Genomic DNA, 25,792 nt, shown 5'->3' on the forward strand with positions numbered 1-25,792 from the left:
CAAACTTCGTTCCTACGCGCTATGTGCTTGGCGTTGGGTCCGTCAGACGTCCGCCATTCGAAGTACCTCCAGCCTGGCGGACGATTTGTCCAGCAAGCAGGCTTGAGCGGTCCGTCGTGGGTCACTCCGATAGTTCTGGAAATCCACTTCCGATACGAAGCGAACGATGTGAATTTCGATCCTGCCGTCGGAGCTCCGAAGTCGCCGCTCCAGGCGCCCGTTGAACTCAGGCAAGAGCGGCAGCACCGCATCCTCATAGGCTCTGAAATCGGTAATGCCCTCTGCGGGTATTCGGGCGATGAGCGCAAGGGTGACAGGAATGGTTTGATGGGACATCGTCGTCTGCCAGTTGCACCACTGCCATGATGCCACCATACCACTGTTTTGCCCGACGGAGCAAGCCAGTTTCGTATAAATCGAAATGTCGCAACGCCGCCAACGCGTCGGCTACTGTGCATGGGGTTGTTTTCGAGATCTGCGTCGTCCGGCCCCGAGACTCAGGGCCGGCCCCACCGCTCGCCTCAGCTGTCGACCTTCAGCGCGGCAATAAAGGCTTCCTGCGGGATGTCGACCTTGCCGAACTGCCGCATCTTCTTCTTGCCTTCCTTCTGCTTCTCCAGAAGCTTGCGCTTGCGCGTGATGTCGCCGCCGTAGCACTTTGCGGTGACGTCCTTGCGCAGCGCGCGCACGGTCTCGCGCGCGATCACCTTGCCGCCGATCGCCGCCTGGATCGGGATCTGGAACATGTGCGGCGGGATCAGCTCCTTCATCTTCTCGACCATGGCGCGGCCGCGCCCCTCCGCGCGGGTGCGGTGGACCAGCATCGAGAGCGCGTCGACCGGCTCGGCGTTGACCAGGATCTGCATCTTGACGAGATCGGCCGGCTTGTAATCAGTGAGATGATAGTCGAACGAGGCGTAGCCCTTCGACACCGACTTGAGGCGGTCGTAGAAGTCGAACACGACCTCGTTGAGCGGCAAATCGTATTTCACCATGGCGCGGGAGCCGACATAGGTCAGCTCCTTCTGCGCGCCGCGGCGGTCCTGGCACAGCTTCAGCACGCTGCCGAGATATTCGTCGGGGGTCATGATCGTCGCTTCGATCCAGGGCTCCTGGATCTCCTCGATCTTGACGACGTCGGGCATGTCGACGGGATTGTGGATCTCGAGCTCGGTGCCGTCGGTCAGCTTCATCTTGTAGATGACGCTCGGCGCGGTCGCGATCAGATTGAGGTCGAACTCGCGCGACAGCCGCTCCTGGATGATCTCGAGGTGGAGCAAGCCGAGGAAGCCGCAGCGGAAGCCGAAGCCGAGCGCGGCCGAAGTCTCCATCTCGAAGGAGAAGCTGGCGTCGTTCAGCCGCAGCTTGCCCATCGCGGCGCGCAGCGTCTCGAAGTCGTCGGCGTCGACAGGGAACAGGCCGCAGAACACGACGGGGATCGCCGGCTTGAAGCCCGGCAGCATCTCGGTGACAGGCTTGCGGTCGTCCGTAATGGTGTCGCCGACGCGGGTGTCTGCGACTTCCTTGATCGCGGCGGTGATGAAACCGATCTCGCCGGGGCCGAGCTCGTCGACCTGCTGCATCTTCGGCGTGAAGAAGCCGACGCGCTCGACGTCGTAGGCCGCGCCCGTGCCCATCATGCGGACGCGCTGGCCCTTCTTCATCGTGCCGTCGACGATGCGCACCAGAACGACGACACCGAGATAGACGTCGTACCAGCTGTCGACCAGCAGCGCCTTCAACGTCGCATCGCGATCGCCCTTCGGCGGCGGCAGGCGCGTGACGATGGCCTCGAGCACATCAGGGATGCCGAGGCCGGTCTTGGCCGAGATCATCACCGCGTCCGACGCATCGATGCCGATGACGTCCTCGATCTGCTGCTTGACCTTCTCGGGCTCGGCCGCGGGAAGGTCGACCTTGTTCAGGACCGGAACGATCTCGTGATTGTTGTCGAGCGCCTGGTAGACGTTGGCGAGGGTCTGCGCTTCGACGCCCTGGCTGGCGTCCACCACCAGCAGGGAACCTTCGCACGCGGCCAGCGACCGCGACACCTCGTAGGCGAAGTCGACATGGCCGGGCGTGTCCATCAGGTTGAAGATGTAATCCTTGCCGTCCTTGGCCCGGTAGGCGAGGCGCACCGTCTGCGCCTTGATGGTGATGCCGCGCTCGCGCTCGATGTCCATGGAATCAAGCACCTGCTCCTTGCCCGCCATTTCGCGGTCGGAGAGGCCGCCGGTCATCTGGATCAGGCGGTCAGCCAGCGTCGATTTGCCATGGTCGATATGGGCGACGATGGAGAAATTGCGGATGTTGGAAATGGGGACGGTCGTCATGGGCGCGGGATACCACTCACATCCCCGTGCGGCAACCATATTGCTGTATTTTCAGGGCGTTTCTTCACGCCAAGCTGATTCCACCATGGTCCAAAACGCGCTACGCAAGCGCCCATGTCCACCACCTCGATCCCCTCCGCCCGACCGCGCGTAAAAGCCCGGGTCAGCTTTGACCGCTTCCGGGCCTGGCTGGTTGCCTACGCGATCGCCCCCTCCGCCCGGCTCTGGCTGGTGATCCAGCTGGCCATCCTCCATGCGGTGATCTGGACCTTCATCCTGATCAATCTCAAGGCAGCCCAGGACGTTCACATGGACGTCGCAGAAGCCTGGGGCTGGGGCCAGAAATTCCTGTGGGGCTATGGCAAGCATCCGCCGCTGTCGGGCTGGATCGCCGGGCTCTGGTTCAAGGTCTTTCCCGCGACGGACTGGGCGACCTATGCGCTGGCGATGGCGACCGTCAGCGTCGGCATGGTGATCTGCTGGCTGGTGAGCTTGCGTGTGGTCGATCCGCGCCGCGCCTTCCTGGTCGTGGTGATGGTCGCGCTCTACCCGATCTTCAATTTCAAGGGTTTCAAGTACAACCCCGATCTTTTGCAGCTGGTGACGCTGCCGCTCGTCGTGCTCGCTTATCTCAACGCGTTCGAGAAGCGGAGCTGGCAGTCCGGAGTCTGGCTCGGGCTGGCCGGCGCGCTGGCGCTGATGACCAAATACTGGGTGCTGACCATGATCGGCGCCATCGGCCTTGCCGCGCTGATCCATCCGGAACGGATGCGGTTCCTGCTGTCGCCGGCGCCCTGGGTCGCGATCGCGACGATGGCGGTTGCGATGATCCCGCACATCATCTGGCTGGCGGATTCGCATTTCGTGCCGCTGACCTATGCCGGCGATACCTACAGCATCGAGGACGCCGGTCTCGTGCATCAGCTCGTGCTCGGTTACGTCCTGCACAATGCCGGGCTGCTGGCTCTCCCCGCCGCGCTTGCCGCACTTGCGATGGCGCTGGTACCACCATGGTGGACCCTGCTGTTGCGCGCACCCTTGCGCATCGTCACGCGGGCCTGGGCGCGCGGCGTCAATCCCGGCGTCGATGTTTCCCAAGCGCGCAATGTCTGGATCATCCAGATCATCGTCGCGGCCGGCCCGCCGCTCGGCGCGCTCGCCTTCAGCATCTATATGAAAACCGACTGGGGCATCTCGCTGTTCTTCCTGGTGCCCTTGGCGCTGGTCGCGATTCCTGCGCTGCGGGTGCAGAGCGCCGTGCTGTTCAACATCGTAGCGATCTGGCTCGTGCTCAGCGTCGCGACGCTCGTCGCCTCGCCCTGGATCGCTGCGCGCGAGATGGCGGCGAACAAGGACAACACGGCGACCTACGGCGCGCGCTCCGAGCTCGCGCGCGAGCTGACGCAAGCCTGGCATTCCCGTTTCGCCTCGCGCTGGGCGGTCGTCGCCGGCACGATGGAGTCGATCCAGCCGATGGTGTTCTACAGCCCCGACCATCCGGTCGCGTTCATCCCGAACGAGGCCTGGAGCTCCGGACTGTCGTCACTCGACGACGTCAAGACATACGGCTTTATCGGCGTGTTCGACCCGACCGACGGCCGCCTGCCCGCGTTCGAGAAATGGGTGTCGGAGATCGCGCCGAACGCCGAGCGGATCGTGATGACCACGCGCCGCTTCACCCACGGCAAGGCGGGCCCGGCGATGACGTGGAACATCTACATTGCCCCGCCGGCGAAATGACTGTTGTCGTTCCGGGCACGCGAAGCGTGAACCCGGAACCTCGAGATTCTCATTGCGCACCATAGTTCGCTGCTGCGCATCGCCCCGGAATGACAAAGGGAGCCGCTAGACGCCTTCCTCGTTGAACTTGCTCTCAACGAGTTCGGTGATTGCCGCAAGCGCAGCTTCCGCATCAGTGCCGGCTGCAGCGACCGTGATCGTGGTCCCCGGTCCTGCGGCAAGCATCATCAGGCCCATGATCGAGGTGCCGCCGACGGTCTCGCCCCCGCGCGTCACCCACACCTGCGCGTTGAAGCGCTCCACCGCCTGGACGAATTTCGCCGAGGCGCGGGCGTGCAGGCCGCGCTTGTTGATGATCAGGAGCTCTTTGGAGATCGCGCCGGCGGGCACGCCCGCCCCGGCTTGTGGCGCGTCGTCGCTCATTTGCCGGCGAGCACGCGGCTGGCGATGGTGACGTATTTACGGCCGGCTTCCTGAGCCATCGCGATCGCGTCCGGCAGCGGGCGCTCCTCACGTACCTTGGCGAGCTTCACCAGCATGGGCAGGTTGATACCCGCGAGCACTTCGACCTTGGGCCGGCTCATGCAGGAAATCGCAAGGTTCGACGGCGTGCCGCCGAACATGTCGGTGAGGATCGCAACACCGTCGCCTGAATCGACGCGGTTAACCGCCTCGATGATGTCGCTTCGGCAGAGATCGGAATCGTCTTCAGCGCCGATCGTAATCGCTTCGATTTGCTTTTGTGGACCCATCACATGCTCAAGCGCCGCCTTGAATTCGTCGGCAAGGCGCCCGTGGGTCACAAGTACTAGACCAATCATCGGAAAACTCCCGCGGGCGCTTTTGGTGCGCCGCACGAACGCGCCACTTTGACCATCCAGAGCCCCCGCGCAAGAGGGGATGTTGCGTATCTCCCTGAATCTAGACGGATGGATGATGGGAGCTGCGCCGGTCTACTCGGTCGCGAGTGTGAACTTCATATGGTTACCATTTCCCTTCAAACAATCGGCTGAAGCGTTAGTCGAAGGTTAACTCTTGGTAGTGGTCAAGGCCGCAACAACCAAGGGAAGGGGCGAAAAGCCGCGGCCGACAGGGATTCGCGGTATTTCGACACCGAAAATCATGGTTTTCAGCAATTCCGGCGGCGGCAGTCGCTCGGCGTCTTCGGCGTCCAGATCGACCACAAGGCCGACCGTCGCATGCTCCACGAAGTCGCAGCGGCGGATTCCGAGCCCGCGAATCTCGATCAGGCCAGCCAGGACAGGGACGGGGCGCACTTCAATTTCCTGGCCAACTGTCGCCAGATGGACACGGTCGTCGCCGACCAGGACGGAGCTTTCGACCATCCCCGCGCGGCCCGCCATGATCAAATCGAAGGCAAGGCGCGATTTGCCGGCGCCCGACGGCCCGCGGATCAGCACCGCCCACGCCCCGACCTTGACCGCGGAGGCGTGAACGCTCGGCCCGCCGTTGTTCAACCTGCCTTCGTTCGAACTGCCTTCGTTCACACTGCCTTGGCTCATAGCGCCGGCAGCCTCACCACGAAGCGCGCGCCCGCAACAGTCGGTGCGCCGTCTTCGTCGGCGGGGCCGGCGCGGTTCTCGGCCCAGATCCGCCCGCCATGAGCGTCGACGATCTGCTTGGAGATCGAGAGGCCGAGGCCGGAATTCTGGCCGAAGCCCTGGTGCGGCCGGTCGGTGTAGAAGCGCTCGAAGATGCGCTCCAGCGCGTCGTCGCGGATGCCGGGGCCGTCGTCGTCGACCACGATCTCGATTTCGCCGCGGACCCGGCGGCAGGTCAGGCGCACCTTGCTGCCGGCTTCCGAAAAGGATTGCGCATTGGAGAGCAGGTTGGAGATCACCTGACCGAGCCGCGAATCATGGCCGCTGACAGCGAACGTATCGGTCGGGCTGCGGCCCTCGAAACGTGCCTCGACGGCGACGTCGTGGCCGAGTTTTGTTTCATTGGCGACCGCCACCAGCGTGCCGAGCAGCCGCTTGAGATCGACCGGGATCGCATCCTGGCGCTGCAATTCGGCATCGAGCCGGCTTGCATCGGAGATGTCAGAGATCAGCCGGTCGAGCCGCTTGACGTCGTGCTCGATCACTTGGAGCAGGCGGGCGCGGCTGTTCTCGTTGCGCGCCAGCGGCATGGTCTCGACCGCGGAGCGCAGCGAGGTCAGCGGGTTCTTCAGTTCATGAGCGACGTCAGCGGCGAACATCTCGATCGCCTCGATCCGCTTGTAGAGCGCGTTGGTCATGTCGCGCAGCGCGCCGGAGAGGTGGCCGATCTCGTCGCGGCGACGCGTGAAATCGGGAATCTCGACGCGGGTCTTGATGCGGCGGCGGACGCGTTCGGCGCTGTCGGCGAGCCGGCGCACCGGGCCCGCGATCGTGCTCGCCAGCAGCAGCGACAGCATGATCATCACCGCTGCGGCGACACCGCCGACCTTGAGGATCGCGAGGCGCTCGGCCGTGACCATCTGATCGATTTCATCGCCCTGAGTCGACAGCATCAGCGCGCCGCGAATGGCGCGCGAGCGCTGCACCGGGACGGCAACCGAGACGATCACCTCGCCGCGCGAATTGACCCGCACCATCGAGCGCTTCTGGCCCTGGAGCGCACCGGCGACTTCGACATAGCCATTGCCGTTTTCGCGCCCGAGCTCGCGATAGAGCGGCAAGTCGCCGCGGTTCAGCCAGGTGCGCACCGCGGCCTTGACGCGCTCGATCACGCCTGGTTTTTCCGACAGGGGTGGCAGCGGAAAGCCCCGAACGACATCGAGATCACGGCTGTCGAGCAGCATGCTTCCGTTGGGATCGAAGATCCGCGCGCGGGTCTTGGTTGGCGAGATCAGCGTGCTCAACACCGGCGCCACGCGCTCGGGGTTGATCGGAAAATCCAGCGAATCATCCACTCCGCCGTAGCTCTCGCCCAGCTTCAGGTCGAGCAGCCGCTCGGGATCGACGGTGATCGCGTTGGTCTGCACCGTTGCGGATGCCCCGATGGCGCCGGCGATGATCTCGGCCTGCACCAAGAGGCTCTGCGCGCGGGCGTCGATCAGGCCGGCGCGGAACTGCGACAGATACAGGATGCTTGCGACCAGCGCGACAAGGCCGGCAAGGTTGAGCGAGACGATGCGGCGGGTCAGGCTCGAGAACGAGAGTGCGAAGAAGAACTGTCCGGCGCGCTTGAGCCAGTTCAGCGGCCCCCAGCCTCTTGCACCCGGCTTGTCCTCATGGTCCGAGGCGCCGTGGGATGCAATGTCCTCGGCGTTCGAACTCTGATCAGGCTGCGTTCGGTCAAGCAATGCTTACGCCCGCGTTAGGACGGCTCGTTGCAACGGTTTTCGCATCCTAGAGCATGATCCGGAAAAGTGTGCAGCGGTTTTACGAAAGATCATGCTCAAACAAGAACCTGAAGCGCGAATGCGCTTCAGAGCATGCCCGGTTCTGATGGAATCAGAACCGGTGCAGCCCTCATCTGTCGTGAAGGCGCGAACGCCTCAGGCTTCCTTGAAGCGGTAGCCGACGCCATAGAGCGTCTCGATCATCTCGAAATCGTTGTCGACCACCTTGAACTTCTTGCGTAGCCGCTTGATGTGGCTGTCGATGGTACGGTCGTCGACATAGACCTGGTCGTCATAGGCGGCGTCCATCAGCGCGTTGCGGCTCTTGACCACGCCGGGCCGGGTCGCCAACGCCTGCAGGATCAGGAATTCGGTGACGGTCAGCGTGACCGGCTCGTTCTTCCAGGTGCAGGTATGCCGTTCCGGATCCATGCGCAGCAGGCCGCGGTCGAGCGCCTTGGCGTCGTTCTCCTTCGGCGCGACGGTCGGATCCTTCGGCGCCGAGCGGCGCAGCACCGCCTTGACGCGCTCGACCAGCAGGCGCTGCGAGAAGGGTTTGCGGATGAAATCGTCCGCGCCCATCTTGAGGCCGAACAGCTCGTCGATCTCCTCGTCCTTGGAGGTCAGGAAGATCACCGGCAGGTCGGACTTTTGCCTGAGGCGGCGCAGCGTCTCCATGCCGTCCATGCGCGGCATCTTGATGTCGAGGATGGCGAGATCAGGCTGGGTGGTGCGGAAGCCGTCCAGCGCCGAGGCGCCGTCGGTGTAGGTCATGATGCGATAGCCTTCGGCTTCCAGCGCGATCGAGACGGATGTGAGAATGTTGCGGTCGTCGTCGACCAAAGCGATTGTGGGCATGAGCCTCTGCTTTCTGCTTTCCGTTTGGGTCGTGGCTTGAACGGCGAGCAATCCAGTGATGCGCCGCATACATGGGTGCCGAATTGGCATTCGAACCTAGTCACCGAGCAATGCAAGCTGGGCTGAAGTGTGACCAAGTTCCACGAAACACGGCGGATTCGCCGCATATCGACCCATAACCGGCCTCGGGTTTACCCGAAAAAAGGCCCGCCTTGCAACCACCTGAGCCGAGAAAGACCATGCAACCGATCCCCGATTTTGTTCCCCAACAGCTCGCCAAATCGCTGCTCAGGCGCTCGCGGCAGGGCGCGCTCGCAACCCTCATGCCTGGCAGCGGCGATCCCTATTGTTCCCTGGTCAATCTGGCGAGCCACCCCGACGGCTCGCCGATCCTGCTGATCTCCCGATTGGCGGTCCACACCAGGAATATCCTCGCCGACAACAGGGTCTCCCTGATGCTGGACGAGCGCGCTTCCGGCGATCCGCTGGAAGGCGCCCGGATCATGCTGTCGGGCCGCGCCGAGCAGGCTGAGAGCGAGAAGGATTTGCTCCAGCGGCGGTATCTCAATGCCCATCCGTCGGCAGAAGCCTTTGTCTCATTTAAGGATTTTTCGTTCTTCCGGATCATCCCTTCGGGAACCCATCTGGTCGCCGGGTTTGGCCGGATCGTCGATCTCAAGCCCGAGCAGTTCCTCACGGACCTCGCCGGCGCTGAGGACCTGCTGGCGGCGGAGTCGGGCGCTGTCGAGCATATGAATGCCGACCACCGCGAGGCCCTGGGCCTTTATGCAACGAAGCTGCTGGGCGCGGCCGAGGGTGATTGGCGCTGCACCGGCTGCGACCCTGAGGGACTCGACATGCAGGACGGCCAGACCGCGTTGCGGCTCAATTTTCCAGAGCGGGTCACTGATGGCACGGAGCTGCGCAAGATGCTGGTCCGGCTGGCGGGCGAAGCGCGCGCCAAGGTGGGCCAAAAAGCGGACTAGCTGCGACACATTTTGAACGTCGCCTCCCAACGCTGCGACCCAAGATCGTGATCGGTCCGAGGTTGGCAGCGAGGGGTCATGGCAAGTCGTCGTTTGGCATTGGTCGCGGGCCTCGCGCTTGCGATCGCCGCATCCCATGCCACGCCCGGCCTCGCCCAGACGGGCGGCCTGGCCGCGCAGAGTGCGCGCATCAATGCACTGAGAACCGCCGGCAAATATTCCGAAGCCTTGCCGCTGGCGCAGGCCATGGTGGCTGCGCTCGAGAAGACCAGCAATAACCGTGATCTCGCCGCCGCACTCAACAACCTCGCGCAGATCTATGGCGACCAAGGGCACGACGATCAGGCTGAGCCGATCTACAAGCGTGCCATCGCGCTGATGGAGAAGGGGACCGGCCTCGACAGCGTCGAGATTGCGCCGGTGCTGAACAATCTCGCCGCGCTCGATCAGCGGCAGGGCCGCTTTGCGGATGCCGAGCCGCTGTTCAAGCGCGCACTGGCCATCCGGGAGAAGGCGCTGTCGCGCGAGCATCCCGATGTTGGCCAGTCCCTCAACAATCTCGCCACGCTCTATGTGAAGCAGGAGCACTTTGCGGAGGCCGAGCCGCTGTTCCAGCGCGCGCTCGCGATCTATCAGAAAGTCGGCGGTCCCGAGCATCCCGCGGTCGCGACGCTGCTGAACAATCTTGGCCAGCTTGATCGCGATCTCGGCCGTGATGCAGAGGCCGAGGCCCCGATCAAGCGCTCGCTCGCGATCCGCGAGAAGGTGCTGGGAGCTGATCATCCCGACGTCGCGCGGTCCCTGAACAATCTCGCCGGACTCTACGAACACCAGCAGCGCTATGCCGATGCCGAGCCGCTGTATCGCCGCGCCCTCGCCATCCGCGAGCATGCGCTCGGGCCCGATCATCCCGACGTCGCGACATCGACCAGCAATCTCGCTTATTTCCTCTACGCATCAGGGCGAATTGCGGACGCCTTGCCGCTCGCGGAAAAAACCCTCGCGGGCGATCGCGCGCAGCTGCGCGTGGTGCTGCCGATCCTGTTTGCCGCGCGCCAGCAAGCCCTGCTGGCTGATGACAAGGTGCTGGACAAGGCGCTGGCCACGATCCAGCGTGGCACGCAATCGTCCGCCGCCTCGGCCGTGAACAAACTTGCAGTCAGGCTTGCCGCAGGCACCGACCGGCTCGCCGAGCTGGTGCGCAAGGACCAGGATCTCGCGGCAGAATCCGAGGCGCTCGACAAGGCGATCATCGCGGCCGTGTCGAAGTCATCGGCCCAACGCGACGTCGCCGCCGAGCAGCGCAGTCGTGCGCGGATCGCGGCGATCGCGAGCGAGCGCGCGGCGTTGCAGAAGACGCTTGCCGTCGAGTTTCCCGACTACGCCTCGCTCGCCAACCCGCTGCCCCTGACGGTCAAGGACGTGCAGCCGCTGCTGTCGGCCGATGAGGCGATGGTGCTCTATTCCGTCGTCGACAAGCGCGGCTATGTCATCGCCATCACGCGCGAGAGCGCGGAGTGGAAAGAGATTCCGCTTGGCGCAGACGCGCTGGCGCAGAAGGTGACTGCGTTCCGCAGAGGTCTCGATGTCGGCAAGGCCCGCGATGGCTCCGCCAAATCAGGCTTGTTCGACCTTGCGCTCGCCAACGAGCTCTATGTCACGCTGCTCGGTCCCGTTGAGGCCTTGATCAAGGGCAAACGCAGTCTGCTCACGGTGCCATCGGGCGCCCTGACCGCGCTGCCTTTTCATCTGCTCGTCACAGAGCCGCCGCAAGCTGCGACCCCGGATACGCTTGAAGGCTATCGCAGCGCGGCCTGGCTGCTCCGGCGTCAGGCCGTCTCGGTGCTGCCATCGGTCGTCAGCCTGAAGTCGCTGCGGGCCTTCGCCCGCAAGGACGAGGGTGTCAAGCCGATGACCGGCTTTGGCGATCCCGTGTTCAATCCCGCCGAGGGCGCTCCTTCCGATCGGCGCGCAGCAAGCGGAAAAGTTGCCGCGCGCAATATCGCGACATCAACCTATACCGACTTCTGGCGCGGTGCAGGCGTCGATCGCGCGCGGCTCGCCCAGGCGCTGCCGCAGCTTCCCGACACCGCAGACGAATTGAACGCGGTCGCGAAAGACGTCGGTGCGACCGACGCCGACATCCATCTCGGCCGCGATGCCAGCGAGACGACGCTCAAGCGTGCAGCGCTTGCTCAATACGGCATCATTTACTTTGCGACCCACGGCCTCGTCGCCGGCGATATCAAGGGTGTAGGCGAGCCATCGCTTGCGCTCTCGATTCCCGATCAGCCCTCCGAGCTCGATGACGGTCTGCTCACGGCGAGCGAGGTTGCGCAGCTCAAGCTCAATGCAAATTGGGTCGTGCTGTCGGCCTGCAACACGATCGCGGGCGACAAGCCCGGTGCCGAGGCGCTGTCCGGATTGGCGCGCGCCTTCTTCTACGCCGGCGCACGCGCGCTGCTCGTTTCGCATTGGGCCGTGGATTCAGAGGCTGCCACGCGCTTGACCACTTCGACTTTCGATCTGCTCAAAAACGAACCAGGAATCGGTAGAGCCGAAGCCCTTCGGCGCGCGATGTTAACCTATGCTGATGATACTTCGTCGCCGCGCAACGCGTATCCCGCGATGTGGGGGCCATTCGCGCTGATTGGCGAAGGCGCGGTACGATAGAGCAGCGCGGCATTGTGCGTCGCAAAACATTCGATAACGCCGAAAGCGGCATTTGGTTGCGCGATCATTGGTGATTTCTGGATGCGCGCGTTCAGACCTGACATGCGCGACGTTTGGCGCGGTCCTTGAATAAACCAAATCCTGCGGGATCAGCTTGGCAACGCCAGCGTTCATCAGTATTAGGTCATCCAACCAAGGCTGATCGGCCTATAATTCATGGTGACCGCGATGGCGCCAAAGCTTGGTCGCGCAGTGTGTCGCGGCTTCTAGGAGGATTTTTCGTGCAAGAGACGGGCGTGCGCAACGGTGCCTTCGGCGCCGACAAATTCGGCTTAAAGAATCTCAAGCAGGTTCACTGGAACCTGGGCGCGCCGCAACTCTATCAATACGCGCTCTCCGCGGGCGAGGCCGTGCTGTCCGCCGACGGTTCGCTCTGCGCTGATACCGGCGAGTTCACCGGCCGCAGCCCGAAGGACAAGTTCACGGTGCGTGACGCCACCACCGACAAGAAGATGTGGTGGGCCGGCAATCAGTCGATCACCGCGGAGCAGTTCGAGACGCTGTATCAGGACTTCCTCAAGCATGCCGAAGGCAAGCGCCTGTTCGCGCAGGACCTCTATGGCGGCGCCGATCCTGCCTATCGCATCAAGACGCGCGTCTTCACCGAGCTCGCCTGGCACTCGCTGTTCATCCGCACGCTGCTGATCCGCCCCGAGGCGATCGAGCTGCCGACCTTCGTGCCGGAGCTCACCATCATCGATATGCCGAGCTTCCGCGCCGACCCTAAACGTCACGGCTGCCGCTCGGAGAACGTCGTCGCCATCGACTTCGCCCGCAAGATCGTCCTGATCGGCGGGTCTTATTATGCCGGCGAGATGAAGAAGTCCGTCTTCACCACGCTGAACTATTATCTACCCGAGCGCGGCGTGATGCCGATGCACTGTTCGGCCAATGTCGGCCCGAAGGGCGACACCGCGATCTTCTTCGGTCTGTCAGGCACCGGCAAGACCACGCTCTCGGCCGATCCGAACCGCACGCTGATCGGTGACGACGAGCACGGCTGGGGCCCGAACGGCGTCTTCAATTTCGAAGGCGGCTGCTATGCCAAGTGCATCAAGCTCTCGAAGGAAGCCGAGCCGCAGATCTACGCGGCGTCGACCCGCTTCGGCGCTGTGCTCGAGAACTGCGTGCTCGACGAAGACACCCGCGTGGTCGATTTCGACGACGGCTCCAAGACCGAGAACACGCGTTCGGCCTATCCGCTCGACTTCATCCCGAATGCGTCGCGCACCGGCCGCGCGCCGCAGCCCAAGAACGTGGTGATGCTCGCCGCCGACGCTTTCGGCGTATTGCCGCCGATCGCAAAACTCTCGCCGGCGCAGGCGATGTATCACTTCCTCTCCGGCTATACCGCCAAGGTCGCCGGCACCGAGCGCGGCCTCGGCAACGAGCCGCAGCCGGAATTCTCCACCTGCTTCGGCTCGCCCTTCCTGCCGCTCGACCCGTCCGTCTACGGCAACATGCTGCGTGATCTCATCGCCCAGCACAATGTCGACTGCTGGCTGGTCAACACCGGCTGGACCGGCGGCAAGTACGGCACCGGTTCGCGCATGCCGATCAAGGTGACGCGCGCACTGCTGACTGCCGCGCTCGACGGCTCGCTTCGCAACGTCGAATTCCGCACCGACAAATATTTCGGCTTCGCGGTCCCGACCGCGCTGCCGGGCGTGCCCAGCGAGATCCTCAACCCGGTCAACACCTGGAAGGACAAGGACGAGTTCGACAAGACCGCCCGTGCGCTGGTCGGCATGTTCCAGAAGAACTTTGCCAAGTTCGAGGCCCAGGTGGATGCAGAGGTGCGTGCAGCTGCTCCGGATGTGAAGCTGGCGGCGGAGTGAGCTCGCAGCGTTTGAAGTGCAAAAGGGCGGCCGCAAGGCCGCCCTTTTGTCTTGTGTACGCTCTCTCCATTCGTCATTGCGAGCGCAGCGAAGCAATCCAGAATCCCTCCCCGGAGAGTCTGGATTGCTTCGTCGCAAGAGCTCCTCGCAATGACGGAGTCTTAACAGCTACGCCTTGAAATACGCTATCTGCGTGCTGGTCGCGAGCAGCCGTCCGTTCGGCGACCACAGCTCGGCGTTCTGGTCGGCGTAGCTCTTGTGCATGATCTTCGAATCGGCCGTCGCCAGCACGCGCGTGATGTCCTCAGCCGCGAGCTGCTCGCTGTCGGTGTGGAAATAGGTCGTCAGCGACACCGTGCCGAACGGCACCAGCTCGCGCCTGGCGTGGAAGATGCGGCCGAAGAAGGCGTCCGACATCGACATCAGCGACAGCATGTCGAGCTTGCGCGGTTCGCGATCGCTGATCCAGATTTTCGAATAGGTGCTGGCGAGTTCGGCCTGCGGCGGTCCGAGCCGCATCTCGCCCTCGACGAAGCGAAATTCGTACTGGTTGGCCCAGGATGCCTGGATCTTCGGGAAGGGCAGCGTCTGCTCGAACGGCTTTGCATCAGGGTATTGCGCCACCCTGTGCTCCCAGGACGGCCGGCGCTCGGCGAATACGGCAGTGGCGAGCGTTGCGACCTCGCCGCCGCCCTGCGACAGCTCGACGCTCCAGTGCTGGCTGGAGCGGTTGGCCTTCACCAGGCGGATGTCGAGATCGAACGGGCCCTTGGCGATCGGCGCGCAGTAATTGACGGTCAGCGCCAGCGGATCGCCTGCGGCTTGCGGATGCTCGATCAGGGCGCGCAGGATGGTTGCGGCGGTGGCGCCGCCGAACGGACCGACAAAAGCCCAATAGTCGTCGCTGGTGTGCCCTTGCCAGCGCGAGTCCCCCGCGGTGATGCGGGTGGCGCCGTCGAAGGGGTGTGGAAGCTTGGCATGCATTGGCGGTCCTCGATGCCGACCCCGTCGTCATTGCGAGCCAACGGGTCCGCGCAAAGCGCGGCCCGATGCCAGGCTCCGCGAAGCAATCCAGAATCTTTGAATTGAGGCAGTCTGGATTGCTTCGCTGCGCTCGCAATGACGGGTGGTCGAGATGATGAAGATCATATCATCATCCTTCCCGCGAGATGCAATGACCTCGCAGGTAACGCCGCTTCCACGCCGCGGAAATATCACCCCGTGGCGTCGCGCCGTTCCTCGGCAGTCTGGAACGGCGGGGTGATCGGATTGACCGGCACGTTCCAGATCTCCTCGGCATATTCGCGGATGGTGCGGTCGGAGGAGAACCACGCCATGCGCGCGACGTTGAGGATGGAGGCGCGCGTCCAGGCCGGCGAGACCAGCCAGCGCGCATCGACCGCGCGCTGCGCCTCGTAATAGGAATCGAAATCGGCGCTGACCATGTAATGGTCGAGATAGCGCAGCGCATGCGCGATCGATTCGAAGCGGCCGGGATCGCCGGGCGAGAACTCGCCGGCGCCGATCGCGTTGATGGCGCGCTGCAGTTTCGGTGAATTGCGGATGACGTCGGAGGCATCGAGGCCCTGCTTGCGCCGGATCATCACGTCGCCGGCTTCCATGCCGAAGATCGCGATGTTCTCCGCCCCGACATGGTCGCGGATCTCGATATTGGCGCCGTCGAGCGTGCCGATGGTGATGGCGCCGTTCAGCGCCAGCTTCATGTTGCCGGTACCGGACGCCTCCATGCCGGCGGTCGAGATCTGCTCGGAGAGGTCGGCCGCGGGAATGATCACCTCCGCGAGACTGACATTGTAGTCCGGCAGGAAGACGACCTTCAGCTTGCCGCCGATGGCGGGATCGTTGTTGACGACTTCCGCGACGTCGTTGATCAGCTTGATGATCAGCTTTGCGTAGCGGTAGCTCGCCGCCGCCTTGCCGGCAAAGATCTTCACCCGCGGCACCCAATTGCCGTTGGGATCGTCCTTGATCGACTGGTACAGCGCGACCGTCTCGATGATATTGAGGAGCTGGCGCTTGTATTCGTGGATGCGCTTGATCTGCACGTCGAACAGCGCGGTCGGGTCCACCTTGATGCCGAGCCGTTCGCCGATCAGGCGCGCCAGGGCGGTCTTGTTGTGGAGCTTGACGCTACGGAATTTCTTCTGGAATTCGGCGTCGCTGGCGCGGGCCTCGATCAGCGAGAGCTGCGTCGGATCATCCAGCACGGCCTCGCCGCAGGTCTCGCGCAAGAGCTCGGTGAGCTTCGGGTTCGCCAGCATCAGCCAGCGGCGGAAGGTGATGCCGTTGGTCTTGTTGGTGATACGGCCGGGATAGAGATGGTTGAGATCGTGGAATACGGTCTCTCGCATCAGGTCCGAATGCATCGCCGAGACGCCGTTGATGCGGTGCGAGCCGACGAAGGCGAGCTGGCCCATGCGCACGCGGCGGCCGCTCTTCTCGTCGATCAGCGAAACCGAGGCGCGGAAGTCGATGTCGCCGGGGGCGCGGGCTTCGGCGAGCGCCAGATGCTGCACGTTGATGCGGTAGATGATCTCGAGATGCCGCGGCAAGAGACGCTCGAACAGCTCGACCGGCCAGGTCTCCAGCGCTTCGGGCAGCAACGTGTGGTTGGTGTAGGACAGCGTCGCGACGGTGATCTTCCAGGCCTCGTCCCAGCGGAAATTATGGAGGTCGACGAGGATGCGCATCAGCTCGGTGACGGCAAGGCTCGGATGGGTGTCGTTGAGCTGCACCGCGACCTTGTTCGACAGGCTGCGCAGCTGGCCGTCGGAGGCGAGATGCCGCTTGATCAGGTCCTGCAGCGAGGCCGAGACGAAGAAATATTCCTGGCGCAGCCGCAGCTCGCGGCCCGCGGGACTCTCGTCGTTCGGATAGAGGAATTTGCAGATCGCTTCCGCGCGCGATTGCTCGGCGCTGGCGCTGACATAGTCGCCCATGTTGAAGGCGTCGAGCTTGAGCGGATCGGGCGAACGCGCCGACCACAGCCGCAGCGCATTGACGTGCTGGCCGCGCCAGCCGACGATCGGCGTGTCATAGGCGATCGCTTGCACGGTCTCACCCGGATGCCAGATCGCGCGGTCGCGGCCCTTGTCGTCGACATGCTCGACGCCGCCGCCGAAATTGACGTCGTAGATCACTTCCGGCCGCTGCAATTCCCAGGGATTGCCGAAGCCGAGCCATTCGTCCGGATATTCCTGCTGCCAGCCCTGATTGATGATCTGGCGGAACAGGCCGTAATCGTAGCGGATGCCGTAACCGATCGCGGGGATCGACAGCGTCGCCATGCTCTCCATGAAGCAGGCGGCGAGACGGCCGAGGCCGCCATTGCCGAGCGCCGCATCCGGCTCGCATTTGCGCAGCTCGGGCAGCGACACGCCGAGATCGCCGAGCGCGACCTCGAAGATCTTCAAGAGCCCCATATTGTTGAGCGCGTCGGTGAAGAGACGGCCGATCAGGAATTCGAGCGACAGATAATAGACGCGCTTGCGGCCCGCGTCGTAGCTGCGCTTCTCGGCCGAGAGCCAGCGGTGCACGATGCGGTCGCGCAGCGCCAGTGCCGCGGCCTGGTACCAGTCGTGCTTGGTCGCCATGCCCGCGTCCTTGCCGATGGCAAGACGCAGCTTCGCCAGGATCGCACCCTTGATCTCCGCCAGCGCGAGCTCGTCGATGGGCTGATCGGGGGCGGGGAAATTTGACTGGAACGATTGATCTTGCAAGGCCGTCACTTCCTGGTCGACAGAAACACCACTAAACCCTACGCAACCTGCCCTTTGCCGGAACCATGAGTGGCGCGGCAATGCACTGCGCTGGCGCAAAATTATGCAAGGAACGGGCCGCTTTGGGAACCCGGACCAGCACGGAGAAACGCCGATTTGGTGCTAGACTGGCCGCAAATTCAGCCATCACTGTGGAGGAAGCGCCCATGAAGCCACTGATGCGACTGCTGATCGAAATCGCCGCCGCTGCTGTCCTCGTCGTCTGCATCACCGCCTCCAGCGCAGCCTTCGCGGCCGACAGGCCCGGCCGCAGCGCCGATGGCCTCAGCTGCGCCGTCTCGCTCCCACAAAACGCAACGCCTGCGCAGCGCTGCGCCGCCATCAAGCGCCAATGCGGCGGCAAGTTTTACGCGAGCGCGTGCGGGGACAAGTTGATGTCGGCGGCGAATTGAGGGGAGCTGGTGCGACCTGAAGGGCGTCGTCCCGGCGAAGGCCGGGACCCATAAACACCACTGTCAGAGAAGATGGGACAGATCACGCCAATCCGGGTTTTCCTGCTCAATCAAGCGAATCTTCCACTCACGGCGCCATTCCTTCAGCGCTTTTTCGCGAGCAATCGCTTCGGACGGCGATGCGTACGTCTCGACATAGACCAGCCGTGTTACGCCATACTTCTTGACGAACTTCGAACCGCGTCCCGAGCGGTGCAAACCAAGTCGATTGCTGAGGTTGTTGCAGACGCCGATGTATAGCGTGCCGTAGCGTCGGCTCGCGAGGATGTAGACGTAGTAGGCGGCTGGAACATTCATGGGCCCGATTTCCGAAAACGTCTGGCAGCGGTGGTTATGGGTCCCGGCCTTCGCCGGGACGACCTGGATCCATCAGAACGAATTAAGAACACTTTAGCAAGTCTCTGATATATCATTATGATTCGGCGCATTGCCGACACAATATCTAGGGCCTGACGTCAGTCGCGAGGACTACATGTCCACCATTGCCTTCGATCAATTTGCCCTCACCCGGATCGCCGATTTCGCGCGGTCGCTGTCGCGGCTGCATCAGGCGGCGCGGCGCCAGAGGATCGACGACGACCAGTTCGACCGCGAGTTCAACGCGGTGTGCCAGTCGATCTGGGGCTACACCATCGATGATATCAGCGACGATCTGTTCTCGGTCGAGGATCATCATTTTCTCGACACGCTGGACGAAGCGCATGCGCGCATCTTCGCAGCCGAGCAGGGCTATGACCTCGTCAGCGAGACCGGCATGCTGACCGACTGGTGGGGCTTCTGCTGGATGATCCTGGCCGAGAAGCGCGGCCTGCTCACGGCCGAAAACCGTGCCGCCGCGCGCGCGGCGATCGAGGAGAAATATCTGGCGGCGCCGAATGTGATCGGGGTGATTATCGGGAGATAGCACCGCAACTTCCGTCATTGCGAGCCAACGGGTCCGCGCAAAGCGCGGCCCGATGACAGGCTCCGCGAAGCAATCCAGAATCCCTCTCGCGGAAAGACGCTGGATTGCTGCGCTGCGCTCGCAATGACGGTGTGGATGCAGCCGGATCCTAATCCAATCCCGCCCGCCTCGCCGATTTCGCCTGCGTCTTCGGCGCGGCCGTCACGTCAGGCAGCGTCTCGCGCACGATCTGGGCGGCCGGGGCATCGGCCGCCACAGTCTCCGCGCGCACCGGGGCCACCTTCATCTCGCCGAGCAGGGTGCGGACCTGGGCGGTGAGGCCGGGATAGGATGCAACCGGGGTGAACTCCGCGGTCTGCTCCTGGCCGAGGCGGATGCCGGTATAGGCGACCAGCCCATCGGTGGTGGCGATGACATCGCCGGCCTTCAGCGAAGCGTCGAGGGTCAGATCGACGGGGGCTAGTCCGGCCGGCTCGCGGCCATTGCAGGTGCAGTCGGCGCGCAGCGCCTTGCGATAGGCGAAGGCATTCTCGCTGTCGGCATAGCGCTCGCCGGTCTGGCTATAGGCGCCGTCGATCGAGGAGCCGAAATACACCTTTGTCGCGCTGGCAGGACAGAAGGCCTGACACATCTGCGCCGGCGAAGCGAGGCCGCGCATCAGCGGAAAATATTTGCCATCGCAGCTGCGGACGCAGAAGGCCGGGCCGGAGCCACCAGCAGCAGCCGTGCGCGTCGGCGGCACATATTGCGGCTGGCCGCTTTGACTGGCGAAGGGATCGACGAAGGGGCTTGCCTGTTGCGGTACATCGCGCTGAGGCCGCTGCTGCATTCCGCCTAAGAAGAAGTCGAACAGGCCCTCGGCTGAAACCGGGGCGGGGGTCGCCAGCAGCGGGCTTGCGAGAATGGCGGCCACAAGCATCGCGCGACGCCGCCGGCGCGCATGGGACACGATCGTACGCAACGCTTACTCCACCGACGCTACTGAACCGGCCGTGACCATCAGGTCTCAGCACATGATTCACCATAAAGCGGGATGGTAAATGAGCGGTTGAGGGCGGCGGTCTCCGTGCCCCGGACGCGGCGCAGCGCGCACTTGCGCGGTGCGCTGCAGAGGCGGGGCCCATGCCGATGGGGAGCGAGACTGAAGTCCCGGTTCTGCGTCGCACCGTTACGCGCTGCGCCGCGCCCGGGACGCGTGAGCCCTTACGCCTTCAGGAATTCCGACGCCTTGTACAGTGAGCGGAACGGCAGGCCGGCCGCGCCGAACGTATCGGTGGCGCCTTCCTCGCGGTCGACCATGGTCAGCACCAGCACCACTTCGGCGCCGGTCTCGCGTACGGATTCAACGGCCTTCATCGCCGAGCCGCCTGTCGTGGTGACGTCCTCGACGATCACGACGCGCTTGCCGGCAAGCGTCTCGCCTTTCGGCAGGCCTTCGATCGCGAGCCTCGCGCCATGCTCCTTCGGCTTCTTGCGCACGAAGAAGGCCGCGATCGGATGGCCCTTGATCCAGGAGATCTGCGCCAGTGCCCCGGCCAGCGGCACCGCGCCCATCTCGAGCCCGCCGATGAAATCGAGATTATCGTCCTTCAGCGCCTCATAGGTCAGCTCGGCCAGCAGCGTCGCGCCCTCGGGGTCGAGCATGGTCGGCTTGAGGTTGAAATAGAAATCGCTCTTGCGGCCCGACGCGAGCGTCACCTCGCCGCGGCCGAAAGAGCGGCGGCGGATGATTTCGAACAGGCGGGCGCGGGAGGCAGATTTCGACACGGCGGTCCCTCGAACAGCATTTTGAGAGGAGGCGGAATTTATCCGCGACCGCCGCGACATTCCAGTGGGGGTGTCCACCGTCAACAGGGATCGGCCATCCCGCCCCGTCGGTTGTGGGGGTGCAGCCTCCTGGAGTAGGTGGATGCCGGACATGCGGGGCAAGAGAACGGGCAAGAAAATTGGGCAAGGAAATAGGCAAATGACCATCGAGCTGCACACCTGGAACACCCCGAACGGCCGCAAGATCTCGGTTGCGCTGGAGGAAATGGGGCTTCCCTACAAGGTGGTTCCGGTGAACATCACCAAGGGCGAGCAGATGGCGCCCGGGTTCCTCAAACTGTCCCCGAACAACAAGATCCCGGCGATCCTCGACCCCGACGGGCCGGATGGCAGGCCGGTCAGCGTCTTTGAATCAGGTGCGATCCTGCTCTATCTGGGCGAGAAGACCGGCAAATTCCTGCCGAAATCGCTGGGCGAGCGCATTCCGGTCTATGAATGGCTGATGTGGCAGATGGGCGGATTCGGCCCGATGCCCGGCCAGGTGCATCATTTCATTGCACTGGAGAACGAGCAGGACCGCGCCTACGGCCTGAAGCGCTACATGGCGGAAACGCGACGGCTCTACGGCGTGCTCGACCGTCGCCTGGACGGCCGCGAGTTCGTCGCCGGCGACCTCTCGGTCGCCGATTTCGCCATCCTCGGATGGGCCTGGCGCCATCCCCGCCACAAGGTGGATCTGGCCGACTTCCCCAACGTCAAGCGCTGGTACGAGGCGCTGATGGCGCGTCCGGCGGTGAAGCGCGGCATGGATGCGAAGCTGGATTGAAATGACGTTGTCGTCGCCCGGCTTAACCGGGCGGCCCAGTATTCCAGAGACGGCAGTGATTGAGCCGAGAGGCCACGGCGTACTGGATGCCCCGGTCAAGCCGGGGCATGACAGTTTGCCTTCTCACACCTTCTTTGCTTCCACCGCCATCCGCACCGCAAGGCCCGCCAGCACCGTGCCCATCAGCCAGCGCTGCACCAGCATCCAGCTCGGCCGGCTCGCCAGGAAGAGGGCGATCGATCCGGCCGCGAGCGCGATCATCGCATTGACGCTGACGCTGATCGCGATCTGGATCGCCCCCAGCACCACCGACTGCATCAGCACGCTGCCGGCCATGGGATCGATGAACTGCGGCAGCAGCGCCAGATACAGCATCGCGATCTTCGGATTGAGCAGGTTGGTGACGAGCCCCATCGTGAACAATTTGGGCGGGCTGTCGATCGCGAGCTTCTTCACCTGGAACGGCGAGCGGCCGCCCGGCTTCACCGCCTGCCAGGCCAGCCACAGCATGTAGCCGGCGCCGGCAAAGCGCAGCGCGTCGTAGGCGAAGGGGATCGCGAGCAGCAGCGCGGTGATGCCGAACGCCGCGCACAGCATGTAGAACACGAAGCCCAGCGCGACGCCGCCGAGCGAGACGATGCCCGCCGCCGGGCCCTGCGTGATCGAGCGCGAGATCAGATAGATCATGTTCGGCCCGGGCGTGAGCACGAGACCGAGGCAGACGAGGGCGAAGCCGAGCAGGGCGGAGGTGTGGGGCATGGCTGAACCGGTGCGGGAGATGCAGCGATTCTAATATGCGACGTAGAGCCGTTCCATCGCGCAATTGCACGGAGGACAATTCATAGGCGGGGTCTCACCTCAGGTCGCCCCGGCGAAGGCCGGGACCCATACCCCCAGGAAGAAGTTGTGACGCGAGATCATAGTGGGCAATCTTCGCCTAACTCGATCCTGTGGTGATGGGTCCCGGCCCCCCGCGCGCAATTGCGCGCTAGGCCGGGACGACACCTGTACGTGGCGTCGGCCGAGTGCAGGAGAGGTGAAGAAAGAACTCAATGCGCCTCGTCCCAATTATTGGCCGCCCGCGCGTCCACATGCAGCGGCACGGACAGCAGCACGGCCGGGAACGGCGCGTCCTGCATCACATGCTGCACGACGGGAAGCGTCTTCTCGACCTCCGCGTCCGGCACCTCGAAGATCAATTCGTCATGCACCTGCAGCAGCATCTGTGCCGAGAGCTTCTTCTCGGCCAGCGCGTCCTCCACCCGCGTCATGGCGCGGCGAATGATGTCGGCGGCGGTGCCTTGCAGCCGAGCGTTGATCGCGGCGCGCTCGTTGAAGGCGCGCACCGAGGCGTTCGACGCCTTGATGTCGGGGTAGTGGCACTTGCGGCCGAACAGCGTGGTGACATAGCCGTGGCTCCGGCAGAAGTCGCGCGTCTCGTCCATATAGGCGCGGATGCCGGGGAAGCGCTCGAAGTACTTCTTGATGTAGGCCGAGGCTTCCTCGCGGGCGATGCCGAGCTGGTTGGCGAGGCCGAACGCCGAGATGCCGTAGATAATGCCGAAATTGATCGCCTTGGCGCGGCGGCGGATCTCGCTCGGCATGCCCTTGATCGGCACGCCGAACATTTCCGATGCGGTCATTGCGTGAATGTCGAGGCCGTCCTTGAATGCCTGCTTCAGCACGGGAATGTCGGCGATCTCTGCCAGCAGCCGCAGCTCGATCTGCGAATAGTCGGCAGAAACAAGCTTATGGCCCGGCGTCGCGATGAAGGCGCGGCGAATTTTTCGGCCGTCCTCCGTACGTACCGGGATGTTCTGCAGGTTCGGCTCGTTCGACGACAGCCGACCCGTGGTGGTCGCGGCCAGCGCGTAGGTCGTGTGCACGCGATGGGTCTGCGGATTGACATAGGTCGGCAGTGCGTCGGTGTAGGTCGACTTCAGCTTCGAGACCTGGCGCCACTCCAAAATCTTCCGTGGAAAATCGTGGCCCTGCTCGGCGAGCTCGTCGAGCACCTGCGCGGTGGTCGACCACGCGCCGGTCTTGGTCTTGGTACCGCCTGGCAGACCCATCTTGCCGAACAGGATGTCGCCGATCTGCTTGGGGCTGCCGACATTGACGGGCTCGCCGGCGATCTGCTGGATCTCGGCCTCGACGCGCGCGGCGGTCTGAGCAAAGTCGCCTGACAGCCGCGACAGCACCTGGCGGTCGATCGAGATGCCGCGCCGCTCCATGCGCGCGAGCACCGACACCAGCGGCCGCTCCAGCGTCTCGTAGACCGTCGTCATGTGCTCGGCGACGAGGCGCGGTTTCAGCACGCGCCAGATGCGCAAGGCGATATCGGCGCCCTCTGCCGACAGCGGCGCTGCCTTGTCGATCGGCACCTGGTCGAAGGTGATCTTGCTCTTGCCGCTGCCAAGCAGCTCGCCCTCTTTCAGCATGGCATGGCCGAACCAGCGCTCGGACAGCTGCTCCAGCGCGTGCGAGCCGCGGCCGGCATCGAGAACATAGGAGATCAACTGCGCATCATCGGTGTTGCGCAAGGTGATGCCGTGCTGCGCCAGCATCACGGCAGCGAATTTGACGTCGAAGCCGATCTTGAGGATGCCGGGTGATTCCAGCACCGGCCGCAGCGCTTCGATTGCATCGGCGTGCTTGACCTGATCCGGTGCGAGGCCGGCGTCGAACAGGCCGGCGCCGCCGCCGGACTGCTTGTGGGCCAGCGGCACATAGCAGGCCTCGTTCGGCGCCACCGCCAGCGCCACGCCGCAGAGATCGGCCTGCATGGGATCGATCGAGTTGGCCTTGATCTCGATCGCGACCTGGCCGGCATCATGGATGCGTGCGATGAAGGCGTTGAGCTCCTTCAGCGACTTGATGTTTTCGTACTTGGCCCGGTCGACCGGAAGCTTGCGCAGCGCCTCCTCCCGCGCAGCGGCGAGCGAGATCGGCGCGCCCTTCGTGCTTGCGGCCTTGTCCTCCTTGCCGGCCGATGCGTTGCGCTGGCCCGGACGGGCCTGCGGCGGCGTGCCTGTTCCCGGCGTGGGCACGACGTCGGAGGGCGGCAGCGTCGTGAACACGCTGGCGCCGCTGGCATAGCCGGGATCGGCATCGACATTGGAAGGATCGATCTGCGAGTAATCGGCGACACGACGCGTCAGCGTCGAAAATTCCATCGCCTTCAGGAAGGCGATCAGCTTGCGCGCGTCTGGCTCGTGGACCGCGAGGTCGTCGAGCGGCACTTCCAGATCAACCTTGTCATCGAGCAGGACGAGCTGGCGCGAGATCCGCGCCTTCTCGGCGTTTTCGAGCAAGGCTTCGCGGCGCTTCGGCTGCTTGATCTCGGTGGCGCGGAACAGGAGCTGTTCGAGGTCGCCATATTCGACGATCAGCTGCGCCGCGGTCTTGATGCCGATGCCGGGCACGCCGGGTACGTTGTCGGTGGAATCGCCGGCCAGGGCCTGCACCTCGACGACCTTCTCCGGCGGCACGCCAAATTTCTCGATCACCTCAGGGATGCCGATGCGGCGATCCTTCATGGTGTCGTACATCGTGATCTTGTCATCCACGAGCTGCATCAGATCCTTGTCGGAGGACACGATGGTCGTGGTGGCGCCGCGTTCGCTCGCCTGCCGCGCATAGGTGGCGATCAGGTCGTCAGCCTCGAAGCCGGTTTGTTCCAGACAGGGAAGATCGAAGGCGCGCACCGCCTCGCGGATCAGGGCGAATTGGGGGATCAGATCGTCAGGCGCCGGCGGCCGGTGCGCCTTGTAGTCGGGATAGATCTTGTTGCGGAAGGTGATTTCCGACTTGTCGAACACGATCGCCAGATGCGTCGGCCGGTTGTCCTCGGGCATCTCGCGGAGCAGCTTCCACAGCATGTTGCAGAAGCCGAGCACGGCATTGACCTGCAAGCCGTCGGACTTGCGGTTCAGCGGCGGCAGCGCGTGATAGGCGCGGAAGATGTAGCCGGAACCGTCGACCAGGAAGATATGGTCGCCTCTGCCCGCCGCCTTGGCTGCGACCGGTTTGGCTGCGACCGGTTTGGCAGCAGCTGTCGCCGCAGCGGGCTTGGCGTCGGCTTTGGTGGAGGTTTTCGGGGATGTCTTTTGGGAGCTCTTGGGCATGGCCGCAATGTATGAATTTTTGCGGCAAAAGACAGCCTCGGGGGATCGCTATTTCGCCGAGTCGCACAGCAAATCGCGG

Annotated in this window: 21 protein-coding genes; 7 read left to right on the forward strand and 14 right to left on the reverse strand. The window is 63.9% G+C overall.

Going from position 1 to position 25,792, the window contains the following annotated elements:
- Positions 1 to 42: 42 nt before the first annotated feature.
- Complete coding sequence (locus tag HYH07_RS04825; protein ID WP_220001390.1) at positions 43 to 336, reverse strand: hypothetical protein; 294 nt, start codon at positions 334 to 336, stop codon at positions 43 to 45.
- Between the two features lie 185 nt (positions 337 to 521).
- A complete protein-coding gene (gene lepA, locus HYH07_RS04830) occupies positions 522 to 2,333 on the reverse strand; it encodes a translation elongation factor 4 (RefSeq protein ID WP_057744496.1) in 1,812 nt (603 codons plus the stop codon).
- Between the two features lie 114 nt (positions 2,334 to 2,447).
- On the opposite strand from lepA, the gene HYH07_RS04835 reads away from it, so the two are divergent.
- Positions 2,448 to 4,073: a glycosyltransferase family 39 protein gene (locus tag HYH07_RS04835; protein ID WP_220001391.1), complete on the forward strand. Its 1,626-nt coding sequence runs from the start codon at positions 2,448 to 2,450 to the stop codon at positions 4,071 to 4,073.
- A 105-nt stretch (positions 4,074 to 4,178) separates the two neighbouring features.
- Here HYH07_RS04835 and HYH07_RS04840 read toward each other — a convergent pair whose 3' ends face one another.
- From HYH07_RS04840 to HYH07_RS04860, 5 genes are all read right to left on the reverse strand, one after another.
- Positions 4,179 to 4,496, reverse strand: a complete 318-nt coding sequence (locus HYH07_RS04840) for an HPr family phosphocarrier protein (protein ID WP_220001392.1) — start codon at positions 4,494 to 4,496, stop codon at positions 4,179 to 4,181.
- Positions 4,493 to 4,894, reverse strand: a complete 402-nt coding sequence (locus tag HYH07_RS04845) for a PTS sugar transporter subunit IIA (protein ID WP_007597752.1) — start codon at positions 4,892 to 4,894, stop codon at positions 4,493 to 4,495. Before HYH07_RS04845 ends, HYH07_RS04840 begins: the two co-directional genes overlap by 4 nt.
- A gap of 207 nt (positions 4,895 to 5,101) precedes the next feature.
- The gene (locus HYH07_RS04850; RefSeq protein WP_312016639.1) at positions 5,102 to 5,581 is read right to left on the reverse strand and encodes an HPr kinase/phosphatase C-terminal domain-containing protein; all 480 of its coding nucleotides are present in this window, start codon (positions 5,579 to 5,581) and stop codon (positions 5,102 to 5,104) included.
- An 11-nt stretch (positions 5,582 to 5,592) separates the two neighbouring features.
- Positions 5,593 to 7,383, reverse strand: coding sequence for a sensor histidine kinase (locus tag HYH07_RS04855; RefSeq protein WP_220001393.1), 1,791 nt, complete (start codon positions 7,381 to 7,383; stop codon positions 5,593 to 5,595).
- Between the two features lie 195 nt (positions 7,384 to 7,578).
- Positions 7,579 to 8,280 (reverse strand): response regulator transcription factor, encoded by a 702-nt coding sequence (locus tag HYH07_RS04860; protein ID WP_027535781.1) that lies wholly within the window; start codon positions 8,278 to 8,280, stop codon positions 7,579 to 7,581.
- A gap of 239 nt (positions 8,281 to 8,519) precedes the next feature.
- Between HYH07_RS04860 and HYH07_RS04865 the strand changes: the two genes are divergently transcribed.
- The 3 genes from HYH07_RS04865 to HYH07_RS04875 all read left to right on the forward strand — a co-directional run bounded on the left by HYH07_RS04865 (position 8,520) and on the right by HYH07_RS04875 (position 13,837).
- Positions 8,520 to 9,266, forward strand: a complete 747-nt coding sequence (locus HYH07_RS04865) for a HugZ family protein (RefSeq protein ID WP_220001394.1) — start codon at positions 8,520 to 8,522, stop codon at positions 9,264 to 9,266.
- Between the two features lie 78 nt (positions 9,267 to 9,344).
- Positions 9,345 to 11,939 carry a CHAT domain-containing tetratricopeptide repeat protein gene (locus HYH07_RS04870; protein WP_220001395.1) on the forward strand — a complete coding sequence of 865 codons (2,595 nt, stop codon included), beginning with the start codon at positions 9,345 to 9,347 and terminating at the stop codon, positions 11,937 to 11,939.
- Positions 11,940 to 12,220: 281 nt separating this feature from the next.
- Entirely contained in the window at positions 12,221 to 13,837 is a 1,617-nt protein-coding gene (locus HYH07_RS04875) for a phosphoenolpyruvate carboxykinase (protein WP_220001396.1), read from the forward strand.
- A gap of 168 nt (positions 13,838 to 14,005) precedes the next feature.
- Here the strand turns inward: HYH07_RS04875 and HYH07_RS04880 are convergent, their stop codons facing one another.
- Both HYH07_RS04880 and HYH07_RS04885 read right to left on the reverse strand, forming a co-directional pair.
- On the reverse strand, positions 14,006 to 14,821 hold the full coding sequence (locus HYH07_RS04880) for an acyl-CoA thioesterase II (protein ID WP_220001397.1): 816 nt from the start codon (positions 14,819 to 14,821) through the stop codon (positions 14,006 to 14,008).
- A 230-nt stretch (positions 14,822 to 15,051) separates the two neighbouring features.
- Positions 15,052 to 17,577, reverse strand: a complete 2,526-nt coding sequence (locus HYH07_RS04885) for a glycogen/starch/alpha-glucan phosphorylase (protein WP_220001398.1) — start codon at positions 17,575 to 17,577, stop codon at positions 15,052 to 15,054.
- A gap of 206 nt (positions 17,578 to 17,783) precedes the next feature.
- Here HYH07_RS04885 and HYH07_RS04890 point away from each other — a divergent pair, with 206 nt between their 5' ends.
- Complete coding sequence (locus HYH07_RS04890) at positions 17,784 to 18,029, forward strand: hypothetical protein (protein ID WP_220001399.1); 246 nt, start codon at positions 17,784 to 17,786, stop codon at positions 18,027 to 18,029.
- A gap of 63 nt (positions 18,030 to 18,092) precedes the next feature.
- Here the strand turns inward: HYH07_RS04890 and HYH07_RS04895 are convergent, their stop codons facing one another.
- Positions 18,093 to 18,386, reverse strand: a complete 294-nt coding sequence (locus HYH07_RS04895) for a GIY-YIG nuclease family protein (protein ID WP_220001400.1) — start codon at positions 18,384 to 18,386, stop codon at positions 18,093 to 18,095.
- A gap of 175 nt (positions 18,387 to 18,561) precedes the next feature.
- Between HYH07_RS04895 and HYH07_RS04900 the strand changes: the two genes are divergently transcribed.
- Positions 18,562 to 18,993, forward strand: a complete 432-nt coding sequence (locus HYH07_RS04900; RefSeq protein WP_057744520.1) for a hypothetical protein — start codon at positions 18,562 to 18,564, stop codon at positions 18,991 to 18,993.
- Positions 18,994 to 19,141: 148 nt separating this feature from the next.
- On the opposite strand, the gene HYH07_RS04905 is transcribed toward HYH07_RS04900, so the two are convergent.
- Together HYH07_RS04905 and pyrE are read right to left on the reverse strand one after the other, a co-directional pair.
- Positions 19,142 to 19,912 carry a DUF2865 domain-containing protein gene (locus HYH07_RS04905; RefSeq protein WP_220001514.1) on the reverse strand — a complete coding sequence of 257 codons (771 nt, stop codon included), beginning with the start codon at positions 19,910 to 19,912 and terminating at the stop codon, positions 19,142 to 19,144.
- A 284-nt stretch (positions 19,913 to 20,196) separates the two neighbouring features.
- Positions 20,197 to 20,760 carry an orotate phosphoribosyltransferase gene (gene pyrE, locus HYH07_RS04910; protein ID WP_092292810.1) on the reverse strand — a complete coding sequence of 188 codons (564 nt, stop codon included), beginning with the start codon at positions 20,758 to 20,760 and terminating at the stop codon, positions 20,197 to 20,199.
- A 199-nt stretch (positions 20,761 to 20,959) separates the two neighbouring features.
- Between pyrE and HYH07_RS04915 the strand changes: the two genes are divergently transcribed.
- Positions 20,960 to 21,586, forward strand: a complete 627-nt coding sequence (locus HYH07_RS04915; protein WP_220001401.1) for a glutathione S-transferase family protein — start codon at positions 20,960 to 20,962, stop codon at positions 21,584 to 21,586.
- 123 nt (positions 21,587 to 21,709) lie between these two features.
- On the opposite strand, the gene HYH07_RS04920 is transcribed toward HYH07_RS04915, so the two are convergent.
- Both HYH07_RS04920 and polA read right to left on the reverse strand, forming a co-directional pair.
- Complete coding sequence (locus HYH07_RS04920) at positions 21,710 to 22,345, reverse strand: LysE family translocator (protein ID WP_220001402.1); 636 nt, start codon at positions 22,343 to 22,345, stop codon at positions 21,710 to 21,712.
- Between the two features lie 290 nt (positions 22,346 to 22,635).
- On the reverse strand, positions 22,636 to 25,713 hold the full coding sequence (gene polA, locus HYH07_RS04925) for a DNA polymerase I (RefSeq protein ID WP_220001403.1): 3,078 nt from the start codon (positions 25,711 to 25,713) through the stop codon (positions 22,636 to 22,638).
- Between the last annotated feature and the right edge of the window lie 79 nt (positions 25,714 to 25,792).

The organism is Bradyrhizobium sp. BR 10261 (genome assembly GCF_019455395.1).
Classification (GTDB): domain Bacteria; phylum Pseudomonadota; class Alphaproteobacteria; order Rhizobiales; family Xanthobacteraceae; genus Bradyrhizobium; species Bradyrhizobium manausense.

What these genes read in the sequence shown, in the direction of transcription:
- HYH07_RS04880 (WP_220001397.1), bottom strand. Translation starts at nt 14,821, where the DNA reads ATGCATGCCAAGCTTCCACACCCCTTCGACGGCGCCACCCGCATCACC.
- HYH07_RS04915 (WP_220001401.1), top strand. Translation starts at nt 20,960, where the DNA reads ATGACCATCGAGCTGCACACCTGGAACACCCCGAACGGCCGCAAGATC.
- HYH07_RS04920 (WP_220001402.1), bottom strand. Translation starts at nt 22,345, where the DNA reads ATGCCCCACACCTCCGCCCTGCTCGGCTTCGCCCTCGTCTGCCTCGGT.
- HYH07_RS04900 (WP_057744520.1), top strand. Translation starts at nt 18,562, where the DNA reads ATGTCCACCATTGCCTTCGATCAATTTGCCCTCACCCGGATCGCCGAT.
- HYH07_RS04865 (WP_220001394.1), top strand. Translation starts at nt 8,520, where the DNA reads ATGCAACCGATCCCCGATTTTGTTCCCCAACAGCTCGCCAAATCGCTG.
- HYH07_RS04890 (WP_220001399.1), top strand. Translation starts at nt 17,784, where the DNA reads ATGAAGCCACTGATGCGACTGCTGATCGAAATCGCCGCCGCTGCTGTC.
- lepA (WP_057744496.1), bottom strand. Translation starts at nt 2,333, where the DNA reads ATGACGACCGTCCCCATTTCCAACATCCGCAATTTCTCCATCGTCGCC.
- HYH07_RS04860 (WP_027535781.1), bottom strand. Translation starts at nt 8,280, where the DNA reads ATGCCCACAATCGCTTTGGTCGACGACGACCGCAACATTCTCACATCC.
- HYH07_RS04845 (WP_007597752.1), bottom strand. Translation starts at nt 4,894, where the DNA reads ATGATTGGTCTAGTACTTGTGACCCACGGGCGCCTTGCCGACGAATTC.
- HYH07_RS04825 (WP_220001390.1), bottom strand. Translation starts at nt 336, where the DNA reads ATGTCCCATCAAACCATTCCTGTCACCCTTGCGCTCATCGCCCGAATA.
- HYH07_RS04835 (WP_220001391.1), top strand. Translation starts at nt 2,448, where the DNA reads ATGTCCACCACCTCGATCCCCTCCGCCCGACCGCGCGTAAAAGCCCGG.
- HYH07_RS04895 (WP_220001400.1), bottom strand. Translation starts at nt 18,386, where the DNA reads ATGAATGTTCCAGCCGCCTACTACGTCTACATCCTCGCGAGCCGACGC.
- HYH07_RS04905 (WP_220001514.1), bottom strand. Translation starts at nt 19,912, where the DNA reads ATGCTTGTGGCCGCCATTCTCGCAAGCCCGCTGCTGGCGACCCCCGCC.
- HYH07_RS04870 (WP_220001395.1), top strand. Translation starts at nt 9,345, where the DNA reads ATGGCAAGTCGTCGTTTGGCATTGGTCGCGGGCCTCGCGCTTGCGATC.
- polA (WP_220001403.1), bottom strand. Translation starts at nt 25,713, where the DNA reads ATGCCCAAGAGCTCCCAAAAGACATCCCCGAAAACCTCCACCAAAGCC.
- HYH07_RS04840 (WP_220001392.1), bottom strand. Translation starts at nt 4,496, where the DNA reads ATGAGCGACGACGCGCCACAAGCCGGGGCGGGCGTGCCCGCCGGCGCG.